Origin of the sequence: Eggerthella sinensis (assembly GCF_003339815.1) — a bacterium.
Taxonomy (GTDB): Bacteria; Actinomycetota; Coriobacteriia; order Coriobacteriales; family Eggerthellaceae; genus Eggerthella; species Eggerthella sinensis.
Genome location: NZ_PPTT01000018.1, coordinates 66,169 through 82,098, shown reverse-complemented (window position 1 = coordinate 82,098; position 15,930 = coordinate 66,169). Strand labels below are relative to the sequence as shown.

The following is a 15,930-nucleotide window of genomic DNA, read 5'->3' as shown; positions in this document are numbered from 1 at the left end:
GCTGCACGAGCGAGCGCTCAAGGCCCTCGGCACCCTGCGCCTTCTTGCTGAGCACCACCATGAGCGCGAACAGCGCGGCCGAGGCGAGCCCGCACACGAGGCCCCACGACAGCCCGCCCTGCTGCACCGAGCCGCCGTTCACGAGCACCATGCCCGCCATCACCACGGCGATGCCGCCGATCTTCGCCTTCGTCAAACGCTCGCCGAACACGAGCGGCGAGACGGCCAGCACGATCACCGGCCCGCAGTAGTACGCGAGCGTGGCCATGCTGACGCCCACGAGGGTGTACGCCTCGTAGAGGAACATCCAGCTCGCGCCCATCGCCGCGCCCGAGGCAACCAGCAGCGCGAAGCACTTCGGGTTGCGCAGGCACGTGAGCTTCCCGCGCGTCAGCGCGAACACCGCCACGAGGAACAGGCAGCCGACGAGCGTGCGCAGCAGCACGATCTGGCCGCTGCCGAGATCGATCTGCCCCGCCACGATTCCGTTGGAACCGAACAGCAGCAGCGCCGGAAGATATGTCATATACGGTTTCATCGCGAGGAAGCACGATACGCTATCCTCTTGCATCCCAAAAGCGAATGTTTATCATGTTTTGCATGAGTATTTCAGATAGTTAGATCGCCGAGGCGTCCGCGCACGCCGGAGCAGCCGAAAGGGGCCGTCCATGGACACGAACGTCCAGAAGTACCTCGCCTTCGTGAAGACGGTGGAGCACGGCAGCTTCACGAAGGCGGCCGAGGTGCTGCACTACTCGCAGTCGGGCGTGAGCCGCATGATCAACGACCTCGAACGCGACTGGGGCATGGCCCTGCTCGAACGCGGGCGCTCGGGCGTGCGCCTCACCTCGGACGGCGCGGTGCTCCTGCCCTACGCCGAGGGCGTGTGCGCCGCGCACGGGCGCCTGCAGGCACAGATCGACGAACTGAACGGGCTGCAGGCGGGGCTCATCCGCATCGGCACGTTCTCGAGCGTGGCCACGCACTGGCTGCCCAACATCATCAAGGAGTTCCAGAAGGACTACCCCGCCATCGACTACGAGCTGGTCTTGGGCGACTACGCCGAAATCGAGCGCTGGATCGCCGATGGGCGCGTCGACTGCGGGTTCCTGCGCCTGCCCACGCGCCCCGAGTTCGACATCGTGCCGCTCGCCCGCGACGAGCTGCTCGTGGTGCTGCCCGAAGACCATCCGCTCGCGTCCTGCGAGCGCTTCCCCGTGCAGGCGCTCGGCGACGACCCGTTCATGCTGCTGGCGAAGGACGGCAACGCCGACGTGGCCAACGCGCTGCAGCGCCTCGGCGTGGCCGTGGACGTGCGGTTCACCACCTGGGACGACTACGCCATCATGTCGATGGTGGAAAGCGGCCTCGGCATCGGCCTGCTGCCGCAGCTCATCTTGCAGCGGGCGCCCTACCGCATCAAGGCGCTGCCGCTCGAGGTGCCGGTGCACCGCGAGATATGCCTGGCCACGCGCGACGAGGCGCATGCGCCGCGCGCCGTGAAGCGCTTCCTCGCCTACCTCGACTGCCGGATGCCCGCGCGGGCGGACGTCCTTACCCGATGATGCGCTCGGGGCGCGACAGCACGCGCACGCGCCCGTCGCGGCAGTGCGACACGAGCGTGACGCCCAGCTGTTCGGCGCGGCTCACGGCCTCGTCGGTGGCCGACTTGCGCGACACGAGCACGGGGCAGCCGGCCCGGTAAGCCTTGAGCGCCATCTCGCAGCTGATGCGGCCCGTGATGAACAGCGCCTTGTCGCGCACGTCCAAGCGGTCGAGCCACGCCTGCCCCACGAGCTTGTCCATGGCGTTGTGCCGCCCGATGTCCTCGCGCACGAGCGCGAGCTCGTGCGCGCCGGGAGCGCCCAGGCCGCAGCCGTGCACGCACTCCCCCGTGTTGCGGCGCGGGCTGCGCTCGCACAGCTCGTCCATCTGCACCAGCAGGTCGTCGGCGTCGAAGCGCGCCGTCGTCTCGAGCGCGGCAGGCTCCTCCACGCGGCGCGCGTCGCGCAGCAGCGCCGACTGCGCGCAGCCCGCCGACGTGACGCGGTGCAGGGGCGTGTAGCCCTCCGCGGCCCGCTCGCCGCTGGCCACGTACACGGCGGCCTCCTCGGGCACGGCCGTCGCCTCCACGAAGCACTCGCGATCGGCGATGAGGCCCTCGGACAGCAGGTAGCCCACCGCCAGCTCGGGCAGCCCGAAGGGGCTTCCCTGGCTCACCGCCACGGGCACGTCGTTCAGGAAGATGCGGATGGGCCGCTCGGCCGATGCGCGCTTCGCGGCGGCGGGGTACTCGACGATGGCCATGGCGCTACTCCTGCGCCTGCCCGGCGTCGGCGTCAGCGGCGTCGGCCGCGGCGCGCTGGTACGCCACGAGGTCGAGCTTCGTCATGACGACGTCCTCCACCTCGAACGAGAACGGCGCGAGCGCCTCCTCCTCGTACACGGTGCGCACATAGCCGCCGCACTCGTCGCACGTGGCCAAACGGTGCGCCTCGTCGCCTTCCAGGTTGAAGTAGTGCAGGTGGCCCTGGTTCTGCGTGCCGCAGCGGGCGCAGCGCACGCGCTCGAAGTCCCACACGCAGCCGCATTGCCCGCACCACAGGCGCTTGCCGCGGCCCTGCGCCGCCGGCGCGCCGCTCACCTGCGCTACGGCGGCTTCGCCGCCGCACACGGGGCAACGCACGCTGTGCGGCTCGTCGGCGCCGGCGTCGCGCCGCGCCCGCTCGATGGCGGTCGCCGGCCCCTCGAGCAACGCGCGCAGCGCGAGCGACGCCGCCACGGCCCCGATGCTGGCCGCATCGTCGCCCATGCCGTCGTCGCCCAGCAGCGCGGCGAACTCCTCCACGTAGCGCGCGGGGTCGGTGCCGGCCAGCGCGAGGTCGCTCGCGGCCACCATGCGCTCCCACTTCGTGCGCTCGAGCGCCTCGTTCGTCGATGCCGGGAAGCCGCCGTCGGCCACGAGGCACGCCGTCAGTCGCTCCATCGCCTTCGCCAGTGCAGCGCCGTCGAGGACAACCGGCGTGTGCGCGAGCACCGGTTCTTGGGCGCGCGCCCGAGCGCGCAGGCTGTCCTCGTCGGGCACCGGGTAGTCCGCCGCCGTGTCGTTCTCGGCGGCGATGGCGGCCTGCGCCTCCCACAGCGTGCGGAAGAACGCCAGCCGGGCGTTGTCGGCCTCGTCGAGCTTCGTCGCGTACGCGGTCAGGGCCGCGTCGATTGCAGTCAGGTTCATAGGGGGTTCTCATCCTTCGCATTCGCAACTCGTCAAGTTCCCTCCGCGCGCCCGGACGGACGCGCGGAGGGAACGGTCATGCCATCAGGCGCGCACGGTTCTCTACGCCTTCTTCTCCACCACGTGGTCGCCCGTGGTCAATTCCTCGCGCGCCCAGTGGCCCCAGTGGTACAGGGCGTCGGACTCGGACACGGTGCCGTCGCCGAACATGAGCTTGTACGTGCCCCGGTACGGCTGGAAGATGCCGGCGCCCAGGAAGATATGCGCCAGCGCGAACACCGCGATCAGCAGGAAGCCCAGGTCGTGCAGGAACAGGAAGATGCCCTGCGCCCCGCCGAAGTCCACCACGGTGGTGCCCAGCAGAAGCAGCACGCCCGTGACGCCCATGAGCGCGCCGGCGAACCACAGCATGCCGTCGGCGAACCGCTGCCCGCTCTTGACCTCGCCCTGGTCGGGCATGTGAATCCACTTCGCCATGAACAGGTACGGGAAGAACAGGATCATCCACTTCTTGTCGTCGGAGTCCCACTTCGCGAACAGGTTCTTGAAGATGTGCGCCACGCCCTTCGGCGCCATGATGGCACTGATGAGGGGCACGGCCACGAAGATCACGCCGATGATGCGGTGCGACATGCGGATGAGCCACACGGTGTTCGGGCCCACCGCCGCCGCAAGGGCCGGGACGAACACGAACAGCCCCGAGATGGCCAGCAGGATGCACGCGATGATGGTGACGTCGTGCGTGACGCGCGCCTGCAGCGAATGGCGCTTGATGTAGCGCTCTTTTCCGCTTGCCGCCATGCTCGCCAGAAACGCCTGGTTCTTCGCGGCTTCCTCGGCCGAAACCGCCACGGGTCCCTTATTCATCGGTGCCTCCCTTCTTGCCGCCCAGGTTTTCCATGATGTGCTCCTTCACCGATTCGGTGTCCTGCCCGTCGCCGTGCTTGACCACCGCTCCGGTGTCCACGTCGATGGTGTCCTCGGTGGCGGCGTTGTACGCCAGCTTGTCGCGCTTGTAGCCGATGCCGAGCGCGAACATGGCGGCAAGGCCCACCACCGTCACGCCCGTGGCCACCGCGGTGACCGGCTTCATGATCTGCGTGAGACCCACCACCGGGCTCACCTGCGGGTTCTCAACCTGGCCGTGAGCCGCCACGCCGTGCTTGAGCACCTGGATCACGTGCAGGCCGCCCACTTCGTCCTCGCCGTACACGGCAGCGTCGGCATAGCCCTTGTTCTGCAGGTAGCCCACGCGCTCGTTGGCGATGGCCAGCATCTCGTCGCGGTCGCCGAACTGCAGCGCGCCCGGCTGGCAGGTGGTGACGCACGCCGGCGCCAGGCCCTGCTCGATGCGGTCGGGGCAGCCGGTGCACTTCTCCATGCGGCCGTCCGACGCGCGGTAGTGCGGCACGTCGTAGGGGCAGGCCGTATGGCAGTACTGGCAGCCGATGCACTTGGAGTCGTCGATCACGACGAGCCCCGTGTCCTCGTTTCTGGCCACGGCGCCCGACGGGCAGATCTGCACGCAGGGCGCATCGCCGCAGTGCTGGCACGAGCGGCGCCCGAAGGCCCACTTCACGCCCTTATCGCCGCCGGCCTCCTCGTGGAAGCTGATCAGCAGGCGCGTGTCGCCGCCCAGATCCGCCGGGCTCTGGTAGGAGCCGGTGAACGGGTTCGCGTTCTTCTCGATGGGCGACGGCAGGCCGTTCCAGGTCTTGCAGCTCACCTGGCAGCCGCGGCACGCCGTGCAGCGGGAGGAGTCGAACAGAATCGCTTTGTCAGTCATGTCTCACTCCCCCTTACGCCTTCTCGATGTTCACGAGGAACGCCTTGTATTCCGGCACCTGGCAGTTCGGATCGCCCACGTTCGGCGGCAGGTCGTTCACCACGTCGCCCGTGGCGAACTCGCCGGCCCAGCCGAAGTGATGCGTCATGCCCACCTGGTGCACCGTCTCGCCGTTCACCTTGAACGGCTTGAAGCGCGGCGTGACCAGCGCGTGCACCTGCACGTTGCCGCGGTTGTTGAACACGCGCACCAAATCGCCGTTCTCGATGCCCTTCTCCTCGGCAAGCTCGCGCGACATCTCCACGAACTGCTGCGGCATGGCCTCGTTCAAGGCCGGGCACGAACGGGTCTGGCCGCCCGTCTGCCACTGCTCGGTGACCGAGTACGTGGTCACGGCGATGGGATAGTCCTTGCGGTCGCCGCGCTTGACCGACTCGTAGTCGGCGAAGCGGATGCACGGCGAGTTCTGAGAGCCGTTCATCTGGTTGTCGGCCGGCGACTCGAAGGGCTCGAAGTGCTCGGGCAGCGGACCGTCGCCCATGGCGTAGCTCTCGAGGCGCGCGTTCTGCTCCCACAGCATGAAGAAGGCCTTGTTGTTCGGCGGCACGGGGGTGTCGCCCGACGCGGTGACGAAGTCGGCCACGTCCACCTGGTCCCACTTCTCGCCCGTCCACTCGACGAGCTTCTTCTTGGGGTTCCACGGCTTGCCGTTCATGTCGGCCGAGGCGCGGTTGTAGATGATGCGGCGGTTGAGCGGCCAGCTGAACGCCCAATCCGAGAACAGGCCGATGCCCGACTTGTCCTCGCCGCCGCGCTTGCCGATGGGCTGCTCGGCGGGATCGAGCGGGGCCTCGTTGTTCTTCCAGAAGCCGGTGTAGATCCACATCGCGCACGACGTGGAGCCGTCGGCTTGCAGGTTGCCGAACGTGCCCAGGAGGTCCACCTTGCCGGACTTAAAGTCCGTGCCGTCGTTCTTGTAGCCGTTGAGGGCCCAGGCCACGGGGCGCGGGTCGATCTTGCCGTCCACGTAGTAGTCCCACTTCGTGTTGATGATGGGATCGGGGTTCGCGCCGCCCTCCTGCTTGTAGAGGTCGACGATCTCCTTCCACAGCACGTCGCAGATCTCGTAGTCGGGCTTGGCCTCTTCCCACGGCTCGACGGCCTGGTAGCGCCACTGCAGCCAGCGGCCCGAGTTCACGATGATGCCGGGCTTCTCGTAGATGAGCGCGGCCGGCAGGAAGTACACCGTGGTGTTGACCTCGGCGGGGTTCATGTCCGGCGCGTTCCAGAAGCTGGCCGATTCGGTGATGACCCAGTCGGCCACCACGAGCCAGTCGAGGTTCGCCATGGAGCGGCGCACGTTGCTGGCGTTCGGGGCCGAGTGGCAGGGGTTCATGCCCCAGTTGAAGTAGCCCTTGATGACGCCCTGGTTCATGAGCTCGAAGGAGCTGATGATGGTATAGTCGGGCTTCTTCGGCACCTTCGGCCACCAGTCGTAGCCGTAGTCGTTCTCCACGGTGGCCGCGTCGCCGAACCATTCCTTGAGCGCGGACACGAGGAACTTCGGTTTGTTGGTGTAGTAGCCGTCGGCGTACGTCTCGTTCTCGAACCACTTCGCGATGGAGGGCGTGCCGTACTCGGTGGGCCAGTTCAGGTAGCCGGGCTGCGAGGCCACGAGCATGCCCATGTCCGTGGCGCCCTGCACGTTCGGCTCGCCGCGCAGCGCGTTCACGCCGCCGCCCGGGACGCCGGTGTTGCCCAGCAGCAGCTGCAGGATGGCCATGGAGCGGCAGTTCTGCGCGCCGTAGTGGTGCTGCGTCTGGCCGAGGGCGTACAGGATGGTGCCGGACTTGTCGGGAGCGCCCGTGGACGCGTAGATGGAGTACACCTTCTCGAGCAGGTCCTTGTCCATGCCGCACACGCTGGACACGGTGTCCAGGTCGTAGCGGGCGTAGTGCTTCTTCATCTGCTGGAACACGCACATGGGGTCCTGCAGCGTCATGTCCTTCTTGGGCGTCTCCTTGGTGAGCGGCGTGAATTCAGGCACGCCGGGCTTGCTGGCCCAGGCGTAGGCGCCGCCCTCGGAGGTGTCCCACTGCTCCTCGGACTCGACCTGATAGTGCCAGGTCTTCGCGTTGTACGTGGCCGTCTCCTTGTCGAAGCCCGAGAAGATGCCCTCGTTCACGTCGAAAGAGAAGTCCTCGTTGAGCAGGTAGGAGGCGTTCGTGTAGTTCAGCACGTACTCGTGCTGCCACAGGTCGTGCTCGATGATGTAGTTGAACAGGCCGCCGTAGAAGGCGATGTCGGTGCCCGAACGGATGGGACAGTAGATGTCCGCCATCTCGGCGGAGCGGGTGTAGCGCGGGTCGACCACGATCCACGTCGCGCCGTTGTCGAGCGCCTTCTGCACCCATTTCGCGGAAACGGGGTGGTTCTCGACGTTGTTGGAACCGATCGTCATGATGACGTCGGAGTTTTGGAAGTCGCACCAGTGGCTCGTCATGGAGCCGCGACCGAATGATGCTGCCAGACCGGCAACGGTGGGGCTGTGTCAAACACGGGCTTGGTTGTCGATTGCAACGACACCAAGCGAGCGCATCATTTTCAGGATGAGGTACTCTTCTTCGACGTTCTGCTGGCTGCCTCCCAGGCTTGCAATGCCGGTGCAGCGGTTCACGGTGATGCCGTTCGCGGTTTCCTCGAACGAGGCGTCGCGCGTGTCCTTCACCTTGCGCGCGATCTCCTTGACCGCGTCGTCCCAGGAGATGGGCTCCCACTCCGTGCCGCCGGGACGGCGCACGAGGGGTTTCGTGGTGCGGTTCGGGTTCTTGATCACCTCGCGCGTGGCGGGGTCGACGATGTTGCGCAGCTGGAACATCGTGGCGCCCTTCGGGCACAGGCCGCCCTCGTTGATGGGGTGGTCGGGATCGCCTTCGATGTTCACGAGCTCGCCGTCGCGGGTCGAGCAGATCACGCCGCAACCGCCGGAGCAGTAGCAGCAGATGTTCGTGTACTCTTCCGTGTTGACCAGCTTCCAGTCGGCGGCCGGCTCGACGGCCAACGCCTCCGACTGAGAGGACAGCTCAAACGCCATGGTGGTGGCGAATGCGGCGCCGGCGGCTTTGAAGAAGCCCCTGCGTGACAGGTTCATGTCCTCGTTCTCCTTCCTTCTCGTCTATTCTCGTCCTATGAGAACTGCGCAAAAGGAGCGCGTTGCGAAACCGGGCGTTTGAGGGCTTGGAGGGAACGACCGATGTTCGCAACGCATTCCGGCCCTGCACGGGGGCCTTCGAAGCGGTGCCCTCCACCGCTCGACATGCCAAGATGCTATCACGGCGTCCCCGGATGCCCCCGAGCCGAGGCGCGGATGCCTTTGAGGCCTTTTCGGCGAGTGGCAGCCCGTTGCCTCTCTGCCACGTTGAACGGTTGTTTTTCGAGGTCGGATGGCACCTCGGTACCGGTAGACGGTGCGGGTAACGCTGAGCCGCGGTATCGACGAACGGCGCGGATAACGCGTCGGCGGCAGGGCGATCGCGCCGGTGCAAGGACTGCTATACTGGCTTGCAGCGATTCAACGGGCGGCGCGCATGCGGCGTGCCGCCCGGTTCGGACGACATCGAGCGATTGGAGGGCCCGTGAGCGAAACCGAGCGCATCCGCCTCACCCATCTGACCGAAAAGGGCGGTTGAGCGGCGAAGTGGGGTCCGGGCGACCTCGAAGAGATATTGAAGGACATCGCGCCGCCACCCGACGCCGATTTGCTGCTGGGGTTCGACACCTCCGACGACGCCGCCGTCTACCGGCTGAACGACGACACGGCCGCCGTGCTTACGCTCGACTTCTTCACGCCGGTGGTGGACGACCCCTACGAGTTCGGCGCCATCGCGGCGGCGAACGCCCTGTCCGACGTGTTCGCCATGGGTGCGAAGCCGCTCACGGCCCTCAACATCCTCGCGTTTCCCTGCAGCCTGGGCACCGACGTGGTGGGCGAGGTGCTGCGCGGCGGCGCCGACAAGGTGGCCGAGGCGGGCGCGTTCGTGGTGGGCGGCCATTCCATCGAGGACGACGAGCCGAAGTACGGCCTGTCGGTGTTCGGCACCGTGCACCCCGACCGCATCGTGCGCAACGGCGGAGCGCAACCGGGCGACGCGCTGTTCTACACGAAGACCATCGGGTCGGGGCTCATGAACTCGGCGTTTCGCGCCGGGTTCGAGGACGATGAGGGCATGCGGCCCGTCATCGACTCCATGATGGAGCTCAACAAGGCGGGCGCCGAGGCCATGGCCTGCGTCGACGTGCACGCGGCCACCGACGTCACGGGCTTCGGACTGGCGGGGCACCTCCACGAGATGCTGGAAGCGTCGAACGCGGCGGCCGCGCTCGCGTGGGACGATCTGCCGCTGTTCGAGGGCGCCTACCGGTACTCCTGCGACTTCTGCCGCCCCGCCAAGACGTTCGGCATCGTGGACTGGGCGCGCGCGTTCGTGGAACAGGGCGCCCTGGACGACGAGGACTACGAGAACCGCATGGGCGTGCTCTGCGACCCGCAAACGTCAGGCGGCCTGCTGGTGGCCGTCGCGCCCGAGGAAGCCGCCGCGTTCGCGGAAGCGTTCGAGCGCATCGCAGGCCGCCGCCCCGCACGCATCGGCGAGGTACGGAAAGGGCCCGCAGGGGTTATCGCGATGGAGTAGGCGCTCCCCCTTCTTTTTTGGTCTTCGCTTTTGGCGCGGCGGGGGATGCGCGGGCTTGTCGGTTGCTCCGCGCCTCTTGGGGGGACCTGCGGGTTGGCTCATCGGCGCGGACAGCGCCGATCACGCGCAGGTCCCCCTCCGCGCCAAGAATGGGGCGGAATAAGCCCTACACCATCTCCAAGAATGCTCCGAGCCTTGTTTCCACTTGGCCGGTGTCTCCTGACGAGTAGTCCGTCTCCAGCTTCAGGTAGGGGATGCCCTCGGCTTCCATTCTTCGGCGCACGTGCTCGGCTTCCACGTTGAAGGTGTGGCAGGCCTGCAGCACCACTTCCACCACGCCGTCCACGCGATAGGCGCGGGCCATGGCCGCGGCGTTGTCGAGGCGGCCCTCGTTCGGCGTCATGACCGAGCAGTTGATGGCGAGGTAGCGATCGGCGATGGCGCGCAGGATGTCGTCGGCGTCCTCGTCCACCATGAGACGGTTCGTGCGCTCACCCGAGCAGTCGTCGAGGCACACGACGACCCCGCCGTTGTCCTCGATCGCCTTGCCCACCTTGTTGATGACGCCGCCCGAGGGGCAGCCCGTGAGCATGATGCGCTTCGCCGACGCGGGAACGGGGCGCTCCCCTTCCGCGTACGCCCGGGCGCGTTCGTCGCCGAGCGCTTCGAGCTGCGCGACGAACGTTTCCACGTCGAAGCTGAACGTGCTGGCCAAAAGCGTGCTCATGAGCTCGACGCCGCGCATGGCGGGCGGCTCGCTGCGCTGCAGCTCGTAGAGGCGCACGAGCGCGCGGCGGTACCGGTTGCGCAGGCGCACGGCGTCTCGCAGCTTCTCGTCGGTGATGGACACGTCGAAGCGTCGCTCGAGCTCCTGCACGAGCAGCTTCACCTCTTCGTACCAGATGTCGGCGGCCCAGGAGCGCGCCTGGCTCTGCGGCAGGTGCAGCACGTGCACGTCCTTGAGATCGGCCAGAAGCTCGTACATCTTCTTCTTGCCGTCGCAGGTGGTCTCGCCGACGATGAGGTCGGAGAAGTACGTGTAGGGGCACTTCTCGGTGAGGGCGAAGCCGTAGGTGCCCTTGATGAGCGGGCAGAGGTTCTTCGGCAGCACGGTCTCGGCATCGGGGATGGCCTCGTCGCTCATGCCGCACAGGCCGATGGCGGCCATGCCGGCCGCGTCGATCACCTCGAGCGGCGTGTACGAGCACAGGCATCCCGCCAGCTTGCCGCCTTGCTCCTTGTACTCCTTCGCCGCCAGAAACCCTCGCTTGCGCGCCTCGTTGAAGTCCTCGAACGAGCGCGGCAACGTGCGCTCCGTCATGCGTTCCCCCGTTCCCCGACCTCGGCCGCCAGCAGCGCCGCGCCGATGGCGCCGGCGAAGCGCGCCTCGGGGCTCGTGGACACCGCGGCCCCCAGGCGCGCGCCGAGACGCTCGATGAAGTAGTCGTTCTCGCACAGGCCGCCCGTCAGAAAGTACGGCGCGCCCTTGCCCTGCCGCGCGAGCACCGACACCTTCTCCACCACCGACTCGATCACGCCGTAGGCGATGTCCTCGCGCGGCGTGCCCTTGCCTATGAGGCTGATGACCTCCGATTCGGCGAACACCGTGCACATCGACGAGATGGACGTGGGCGCGCCCGTGCGGGCGAGGCGCGCGAGCTCCTCCTGCGAGACGCCCAGGCGGTTCGCCATGATCTCAAGGAACTTGCCCGTGCCCGCCGAGCATTTGTCGTTCATCGCGAACTTCGCCACCTTGCCCCCGCGCAGCACGATGACCTTCGTGTCCTGCCCGCCCACGTCCACCACGGTGCCCTCGTCGCCGAACAGGTTGCCCGCGCCGCGGCCATGGCAGGTGATCTCGGTGACCACCTTGTCGGCAAAGGGCACGGCGACGCGCCCGTAGCCGGTGGCCACGCACGGCGACGCCTCGGGGTCGAAGCCCTCGGCGCGCAGCAGCTCCGCGATGCGCTCGGCGGCGTCGAAGCTGCTGAACCCCGTCGGGCACACGAACGTGCCCAGCAGCTCGGAGCCGTCGAGCACGGCGGCCTTGGCAGCCGTGCTGCCGATGTCGATGCCGATGGTAGAGGTGAGGGACATCGTGCTCCTTTCATGAGTACCGTTTTCTTGGCGCTCTCTCTTTTGGCGCGAGGAGGACTTGCGGAAGATCGGCGCTGACCGCGCCGATTCGGCGGTTTGCGGGTCGTCCGAGAGGCGCGGGCGACGATCGCAGGTTCGCTTCCCCCCTCCGCGCCAAATAGACGGGCTAGTACAGCTCCACCTCGAACTTTCCCTCGTAGCGCACCTCGGGGGCCCGCTCGAAAGCGTCCCACTCTTCCGCGGGGATGCACCAGGCGAGGCCGCAGCCGGCGGATATCTCGGAGGGTATGGGGATCATGCGGCCCGGCAGCCCCCGGTCGCGAGCGGCGGCTTCCAGGGCCATGGCGTCGCTCGTGGTGGCGAACGTCAGCACGATCTTCGGCGTTTTACGGCGCACGGCTCAGCCCTCCTCGGCCAGGGCCGCCACGGCGGCGATGCCGGCGTCCACTTCGTCGCGGGTGTTGAAGCTGCTGAAGCTGAACCGCACGGCGCCCTGCTGCTCGGTGCCGAGGGCCTCGTGCATGAGCGGGGCGCAGTGCGCGCCGGCGCGCGTGCAGATGCCGAACTCCGCGTTGAGCGCGTCGCCCACCGCGGCCGAGTCCACGTCGCCCAGGTTGAGCGCCACGATGCCGCAACGGCCCGCATCGCCGCCCCCGCCCAGCACGCGCACGCCCTCGATGGCGCGCACGCCGCGCTCGAAGCGCTCCGCAAGCCCGCGCACCTCGTCGCCGATCGCTTCCACGCCGCGCTCCTCGAGGTAGGCGAGCCCCGCGCCCAACCCGGCGATGCCGTGGGCGTTGAGCGTGCCCGCCTCGAGGCGCTCGGGCATGCGCGCGGGATGGCGCCGGTCGTAGCTGTGCACGCCCGAGCCGCCCACCTTGAGCGGCTCCACGTCCACGCCTTCGGCCACCGCGAGCCCGCCCGTACCCTGCGGCCCGTACAGGCTCTTGTGCCCGGTGAACGCCACGAGGTCCAGCCCGTCGGCCTCCATGTCGATGGGCACGACGCCGGCCGTCTGCGCCGCGTCCACCAGCAGCAGCACGCCGCGCTCCCGGGCGAGCCGCGCGATGCGGCCGATGTCGTACACGTCCCCCGTGAGGTTGGACGCGTGCGTCACCACCGCCAGGCGCGTGCCCGGGCGCAGCGCCGCGTCGAGGGCGTCGTAGTCGAGCGCACCGTCCGCACCGTGCGCCACCACCTCGAGCGTGCAGCCGTCTTCGTCCACCGCGCGGTACAGCGGCCGCAGCACCGAGTTGTGCGAGGCCGCCGTGGTCACCAGGCGGTCGCCCGGCCGCACGAGCCCGCGCACGGCCGTGTTGAGCGCCTCGGTGGCGTTGCTCATGAAGGCCACCCGGGAGGGGTCGCCTGCGCCGAGCAGGCGCGCGAGCCGCTGGCGTGCCTGGAACACGGCGTAGCCCGCGTCGAGGGACGCCTCGTGCACGCCGCGGCCCACGCCGCCGAACTCGCCCAAGGCCCGCGCCACCGTCTCGGCCACCGCCGGCGGCTTGCGCGCGGTGGTGGCCGCGTTGTCGAAGTAGATCATGCGTTCAGCCCTTGCTGTCTCGATCGTTTCCGTCGTCGCATCCGCTACGGGCGGATGATGCCGCGCGCGTTCGCCTGCTTCTCCACGATCACGTACATGTTCGTGACCTCGCCCACGCCCAGCTGATCGGCCAGGCCGTAGTGGTTGAGGCAGGTGCCGCAGCTCATGATTTCCACGCCCGCCTCGGCGAGCGCCTTCAAATCGTCGAGCGACGCCGAGCCCGCGCAGGCCAGCTTCACGCCGCCGTTGTACAAGAGCACCGTGGCCGGCAGCTCGTCGAGCTGCGTGAGCGCGAACACGAAGCCCTTCATGAGCACCGCGCCCAGCTCGTCGTCGCCCGAGCCCATGAACTCCGACGCGATGACCACGACGTCGCTGCCCGCAGGGGCCGCCGTCGCCGGGCAGGCCTCCGCGGCTTCCGCGCCGTCAGCCTCGGCGCCGGCCGCAACCGCCGCGCCCTTCGCGAACGTCACCGCGAACTCCGCCTCGCCGCGCTCGTCGCTCGTCGCCGAGAGCTTGAGCGTCTTCGCGAGCGCCTCGAGGTTGTGCACCGCGGTCTCGTTGTCCACGAGCACCTCGAGCGTTCCCTCGCCCATAGCCGTCAGCGCCTTCTTGGCGCGCACCACGGGCAGCGGGCACGCCTGCCCCCGTGCGTCGATCTGCTCCATCGCAATCCCTTCTTCCTTCTTCGTCGTTTCACTGCACATTCAGCAGGTAGATCCTTCGACTCCGCGCTGCGCGCTCCGCTCAGGATGACAGCAGGGTGGCAACGCTGCGCGCTCCGCTCAGGATGACAGCAGGGTGGCAACGCTGCGCGCTCCGCTCAGGATGACACGGGTGGCATCGTCGTCGTTCCAGCCCCGGCGTCGGGGCAACTCAGCAAAACGTGTCGCGGCGCGCGTTCAGCTGCCGCGGCAGGCGCGCGACGCCCTCGAGGGGCACGCCCGCCTCCTCGGCGAGGCGCAGCAATGCGGCCTCGTCGTCGCACGAGGCCAAAAGCGACACCCCGCACGAGGCGCGCGCGGCGCGGGGCGTCGGCGAGATACGCGCCTTCACCCCGGCATCGCGCGCCGCTTCGTACAGACGCCAGCCGTCGGTGTGGCTCGAGAACAGGATATAGCAATCCTCGGGCGCGTTCGCCCCCTCCACGTTTTCGGCGGCATCCTGTTGCATGGCGGACGGCCCTACGCGTCCAGCATCTCGATGAACGCGCCGATGCGCGTGCGCAGCTGCTCGGCATCGTTGTCGGCGTAGTCCGTCTCGAGGCCGAGGCACGGGATGCCCTCCTCGGCAAGCGCGTCGGCGAGCGAGGTCTTCTCCACGTCGTAGAGCGTGCAGAACTTGAGGTTCGCGTCGATCACGCCGTCGGCCCGGTACTCCTTCGCCATGCGCACCACGTCCTCGATGCGGCCCGGGTTCGGCGTGAAGCACGCGCAGTTGTTTTGCATGTAGCGGTCGGACAGCGCCTGGAACATGCCGTCGAGCGACGCGGCGTCCTCGGCCACCTCGTTCTCGAAGTAGCGCGTGCCCGTGCACATCTCCTCGCACACCACCACGGCGCCGCTCGTCTCGATGAGATGGTGCAGCTTCCAGTTGGGAATGGCCAGCGGCGTGCCCGTGATGAGGATGCGCTTCGTGCCGGCCGGCACCACGCCCTCGCCGCGCTCGATGCGCTCCTCCAGCTCGTCGGCCAGCTTGTTGGCCATCTCGGCGCAGCGCTTCGGGTCGTCGAAGAACGCGATCTGCATCATGAGCAGGGCATCCTTGCCGCTGATGGGCACCGGATCGGCCTTGCGCGCCTCGAACACGCGCGCGAGCGCGCGGCGCTTCTCGTTGATGAGGCGGATGGCCTCGGCCAGGCTCTCCTCGGTCAGCGTGTTCCCCGTGACCTCTTCCACCTTCTCCGCGAACAGCGCGATCTCGTCTTTCCACGCAACGAAGTCTTTCGGGCGCTTCATCTGGGGAATGTCCATGACGTACGTCTCTTTGTCGGCCCCGAGGATCTCGTAGGCCTTCTTCTTGCCGTCGCACGTCGTCTCTCCCACGTACATATCGGCCACGCTAAAGTACGGGCAGGTCTTGCCGAAGTGCGCGCCGAGCGACGCCTTGATGAGCGGGCACATGCCGCTGGGCAGCACCTTCTCGCCCTCGGGCACCCAGAACTGCGAGCCGCCGCAGAGCCCCGTGACCGCGCCGCCGCAGGCCACCACCACCTCGTCGGGCACGAACACGCAGAACGTGCCGAACACCTTGCCGCCCTGTTTTTGCAGCTCGATGAGCTCGGCCGGGCGCACGCCGTGAATCTCGGACACCACGAAGTCGTAGAACGCCATGCCCTCGGGACGGTTCTCCTGCGTGAGATAGGTGTCGCCGAACGCCATCGGCAGCACGGCGCACAGCTGATCGTGCGTCTCGAGATCCATGCCCAAGTCTTTCCACATAGCTTGATAATCGGCCATGAAAGCCCCCTTCGATACCAGTCGATAGTAAGCAAGCATTATTCAATTGGGGTGCAGAAATAGTAAATGCGGCGTCGCCGACGCCAGGAGATGCGCAAGGGAGAAACGCCGCCCCGTATGCA

General features: G+C 67.9%; 15 protein-coding genes. 2 read left to right on the top strand and 13 right to left on the bottom strand.

What is annotated here, in order from left to right; all coding sequences use genetic code 11:
* A partial coding sequence (locus C1876_RS11045; protein WP_158544677.1) for a DMT family transporter occupies positions 1-526 on the bottom strand: 526 nt, incomplete at its 3' end.
* A gap of 142 nt (positions 527-668) precedes the next feature.
* Between C1876_RS11045 and C1876_RS11040 the strand changes: the two genes are divergently transcribed.
* Entirely contained in the window at positions 669-1,565 is an 897-nt protein-coding gene (locus C1876_RS11040) for a LysR family transcriptional regulator (protein WP_114546788.1), read from the top strand.
* Here the strand turns inward: C1876_RS11040 and C1876_RS11035 are convergent.
* The 5 genes from C1876_RS11035 to C1876_RS11015 form a co-directional block, all read right to left on the bottom strand.
* The gene (locus C1876_RS11035; RefSeq protein WP_114546787.1) at positions 1,555-2,307 is read right to left on the bottom strand and encodes a formate dehydrogenase accessory sulfurtransferase FdhD; all 753 of its coding nucleotides are present in this window, start codon (positions 2,305-2,307) and stop codon (positions 1,555-1,557) included. The two genes, C1876_RS11040 and C1876_RS11035, sit on opposite strands and share 11 nt — an antisense overlap.
* Before the next feature lie 4 nt (positions 2,308-2,311).
* Positions 2,312-3,232 (bottom strand): formate dehydrogenase accessory protein FdhE, encoded by a 921-nt coding sequence (locus C1876_RS11030; RefSeq protein WP_114546786.1) that lies wholly within the window; start codon positions 3,230-3,232, stop codon positions 2,312-2,314.
* 102 nt (positions 3,233-3,334) lie between these two features.
* Positions 3,335-4,099, bottom strand: a complete 765-nt coding sequence (locus C1876_RS11025) for a cytochrome b/b6 domain-containing protein (RefSeq protein WP_114546785.1) — start codon at positions 4,097-4,099, stop codon at positions 3,335-3,337.
* A complete protein-coding gene (locus tag C1876_RS11020; protein WP_114546784.1) occupies positions 4,092-5,018 on the bottom strand; it encodes a 4Fe-4S dicluster domain-containing protein in 927 nt (308 codons plus the stop codon). The genes C1876_RS11025 and C1876_RS11020 overlap by 8 nt, the downstream gene beginning before the upstream one ends.
* A gap of 13 nt (positions 5,019-5,031) precedes the next feature.
* On the bottom strand, positions 5,032-8,169 hold the full coding sequence (locus C1876_RS11015) for a molybdopterin-dependent oxidoreductase (protein ID WP_148044586.1): 3,138 nt from the start codon (positions 8,167-8,169) through the stop codon (positions 5,032-5,034).
* A gap of 484 nt (positions 8,170-8,653) precedes the next feature.
* Here C1876_RS11015 and selD point away from each other — a divergent pair, with 484 nt between their 5' ends.
* A complete protein-coding gene (selD, locus tag C1876_RS11005) occupies positions 8,654-9,709 on the top strand; it encodes a selenide, water dikinase SelD (protein ID WP_114546781.1) in 1,056 nt (351 codons plus the stop codon).
* A 166-nt stretch (positions 9,710-9,875) separates the two neighbouring features.
* Here selD and C1876_RS11000 read toward each other — a convergent pair whose 3' ends face one another.
* From C1876_RS11000 to C1876_RS10970, 7 genes are all read right to left on the bottom strand, one after another.
* Positions 9,876-11,030: a double-cubane-cluster-containing anaerobic reductase gene (locus C1876_RS11000; RefSeq protein ID WP_114546780.1), complete on the bottom strand. Its 1,155-nt coding sequence runs from the start codon at positions 11,028-11,030 to the stop codon at positions 9,876-9,878.
* Positions 11,027-11,806 (bottom strand): acyl-CoA dehydratase activase, encoded by a 780-nt coding sequence (locus C1876_RS10995; RefSeq protein WP_114546779.1) that lies wholly within the window; start codon positions 11,804-11,806, stop codon positions 11,027-11,029. The genes C1876_RS11000 and C1876_RS10995 overlap by 4 nt, the downstream gene beginning before the upstream one ends.
* Before the next feature lie 166 nt (positions 11,807-11,972).
* On the bottom strand, positions 11,973-12,203 hold the full coding sequence (locus C1876_RS10990; RefSeq protein WP_114546778.1) for a putative Se/S carrier protein: 231 nt from the start codon (positions 12,201-12,203) through the stop codon (positions 11,973-11,975).
* Between the two features lie 3 nt (positions 12,204-12,206).
* Positions 12,207-13,349, bottom strand: a complete 1,143-nt coding sequence (locus tag C1876_RS10985) for an aminotransferase class V-fold PLP-dependent enzyme (protein ID WP_114546777.1) — start codon at positions 13,347-13,349, stop codon at positions 12,207-12,209.
* Between the two features lie 44 nt (positions 13,350-13,393).
* Complete coding sequence (yedF, locus tag C1876_RS10980; RefSeq protein WP_114546776.1) at positions 13,394-14,017, bottom strand: sulfurtransferase-like selenium metabolism protein YedF; 624 nt, start codon at positions 14,015-14,017, stop codon at positions 13,394-13,396.
* Between the two features lie 208 nt (positions 14,018-14,225).
* Complete coding sequence (locus C1876_RS10975; protein WP_114546775.1) at positions 14,226-14,522, bottom strand: putative Se/S carrier protein; 297 nt, start codon at positions 14,520-14,522, stop codon at positions 14,226-14,228.
* 11 nt (positions 14,523-14,533) lie between these two features.
* Positions 14,534-15,808: a double-cubane-cluster-containing anaerobic reductase gene (locus C1876_RS10970; RefSeq protein ID WP_114546774.1), complete on the bottom strand. Its 1,275-nt coding sequence runs from the start codon at positions 15,806-15,808 to the stop codon at positions 14,534-14,536.
* Between the last annotated feature and the right edge of the window lie 122 nt (positions 15,809-15,930).

What these genes read in the sequence shown, in the direction of transcription:
- C1876_RS11040 (WP_114546788.1), top strand. Translation starts at nt 669, where the DNA reads ATGGACACGAACGTCCAGAAGTACCTCGCCTTCGTGAAGACGGTGGAG.
- C1876_RS11035 (WP_114546787.1), bottom strand. Translation starts at nt 2,307, where the DNA reads ATGGCCATCGTCGAGTACCCCGCCGCCGCGAAGCGCGCATCGGCCGAG.
- C1876_RS11030 (WP_114546786.1), bottom strand. Translation starts at nt 3,232, where the DNA reads ATGAACCTGACTGCAATCGACGCGGCCCTGACCGCGTACGCGACGAAG.
- C1876_RS11025 (WP_114546785.1), bottom strand. Translation starts at nt 4,099, where the DNA reads ATGAATAAGGGACCCGTGGCGGTTTCGGCCGAGGAAGCCGCGAAGAAC.
- C1876_RS11020 (WP_114546784.1), bottom strand. Translation starts at nt 5,018, where the DNA reads ATGACTGACAAAGCGATTCTGTTCGACTCCTCCCGCTGCACGGCGTGC.
- C1876_RS11000 (WP_114546780.1), bottom strand. Translation starts at nt 11,030, where the DNA reads ATGACGGAGCGCACGTTGCCGCGCTCGTTCGAGGACTTCAACGAGGCG.
- C1876_RS10995 (WP_114546779.1), bottom strand. Translation starts at nt 11,806, where the DNA reads ATGTCCCTCACCTCTACCATCGGCATCGACATCGGCAGCACGGCTGCC.
- C1876_RS10985 (WP_114546777.1), bottom strand. Translation starts at nt 13,349, where the DNA reads ATGATCTACTTCGACAACGCGGCCACCACCGCGCGCAAGCCGCCGGCG.
- yedF (WP_114546776.1), bottom strand. Translation starts at nt 14,017, where the DNA reads ATGGAGCAGATCGACGCACGGGGGCAGGCGTGCCCGCTGCCCGTGGTG.
- C1876_RS10975 (WP_114546775.1), bottom strand. Translation starts at nt 14,522, where the DNA reads ATGCAACAGGATGCCGCCGAAAACGTGGAGGGGGCGAACGCGCCCGAG.
- C1876_RS10970 (WP_114546774.1), bottom strand. Translation starts at nt 15,808, where the DNA reads ATGGCCGATTATCAAGCTATGTGGAAAGACTTGGGCATGGATCTCGAG.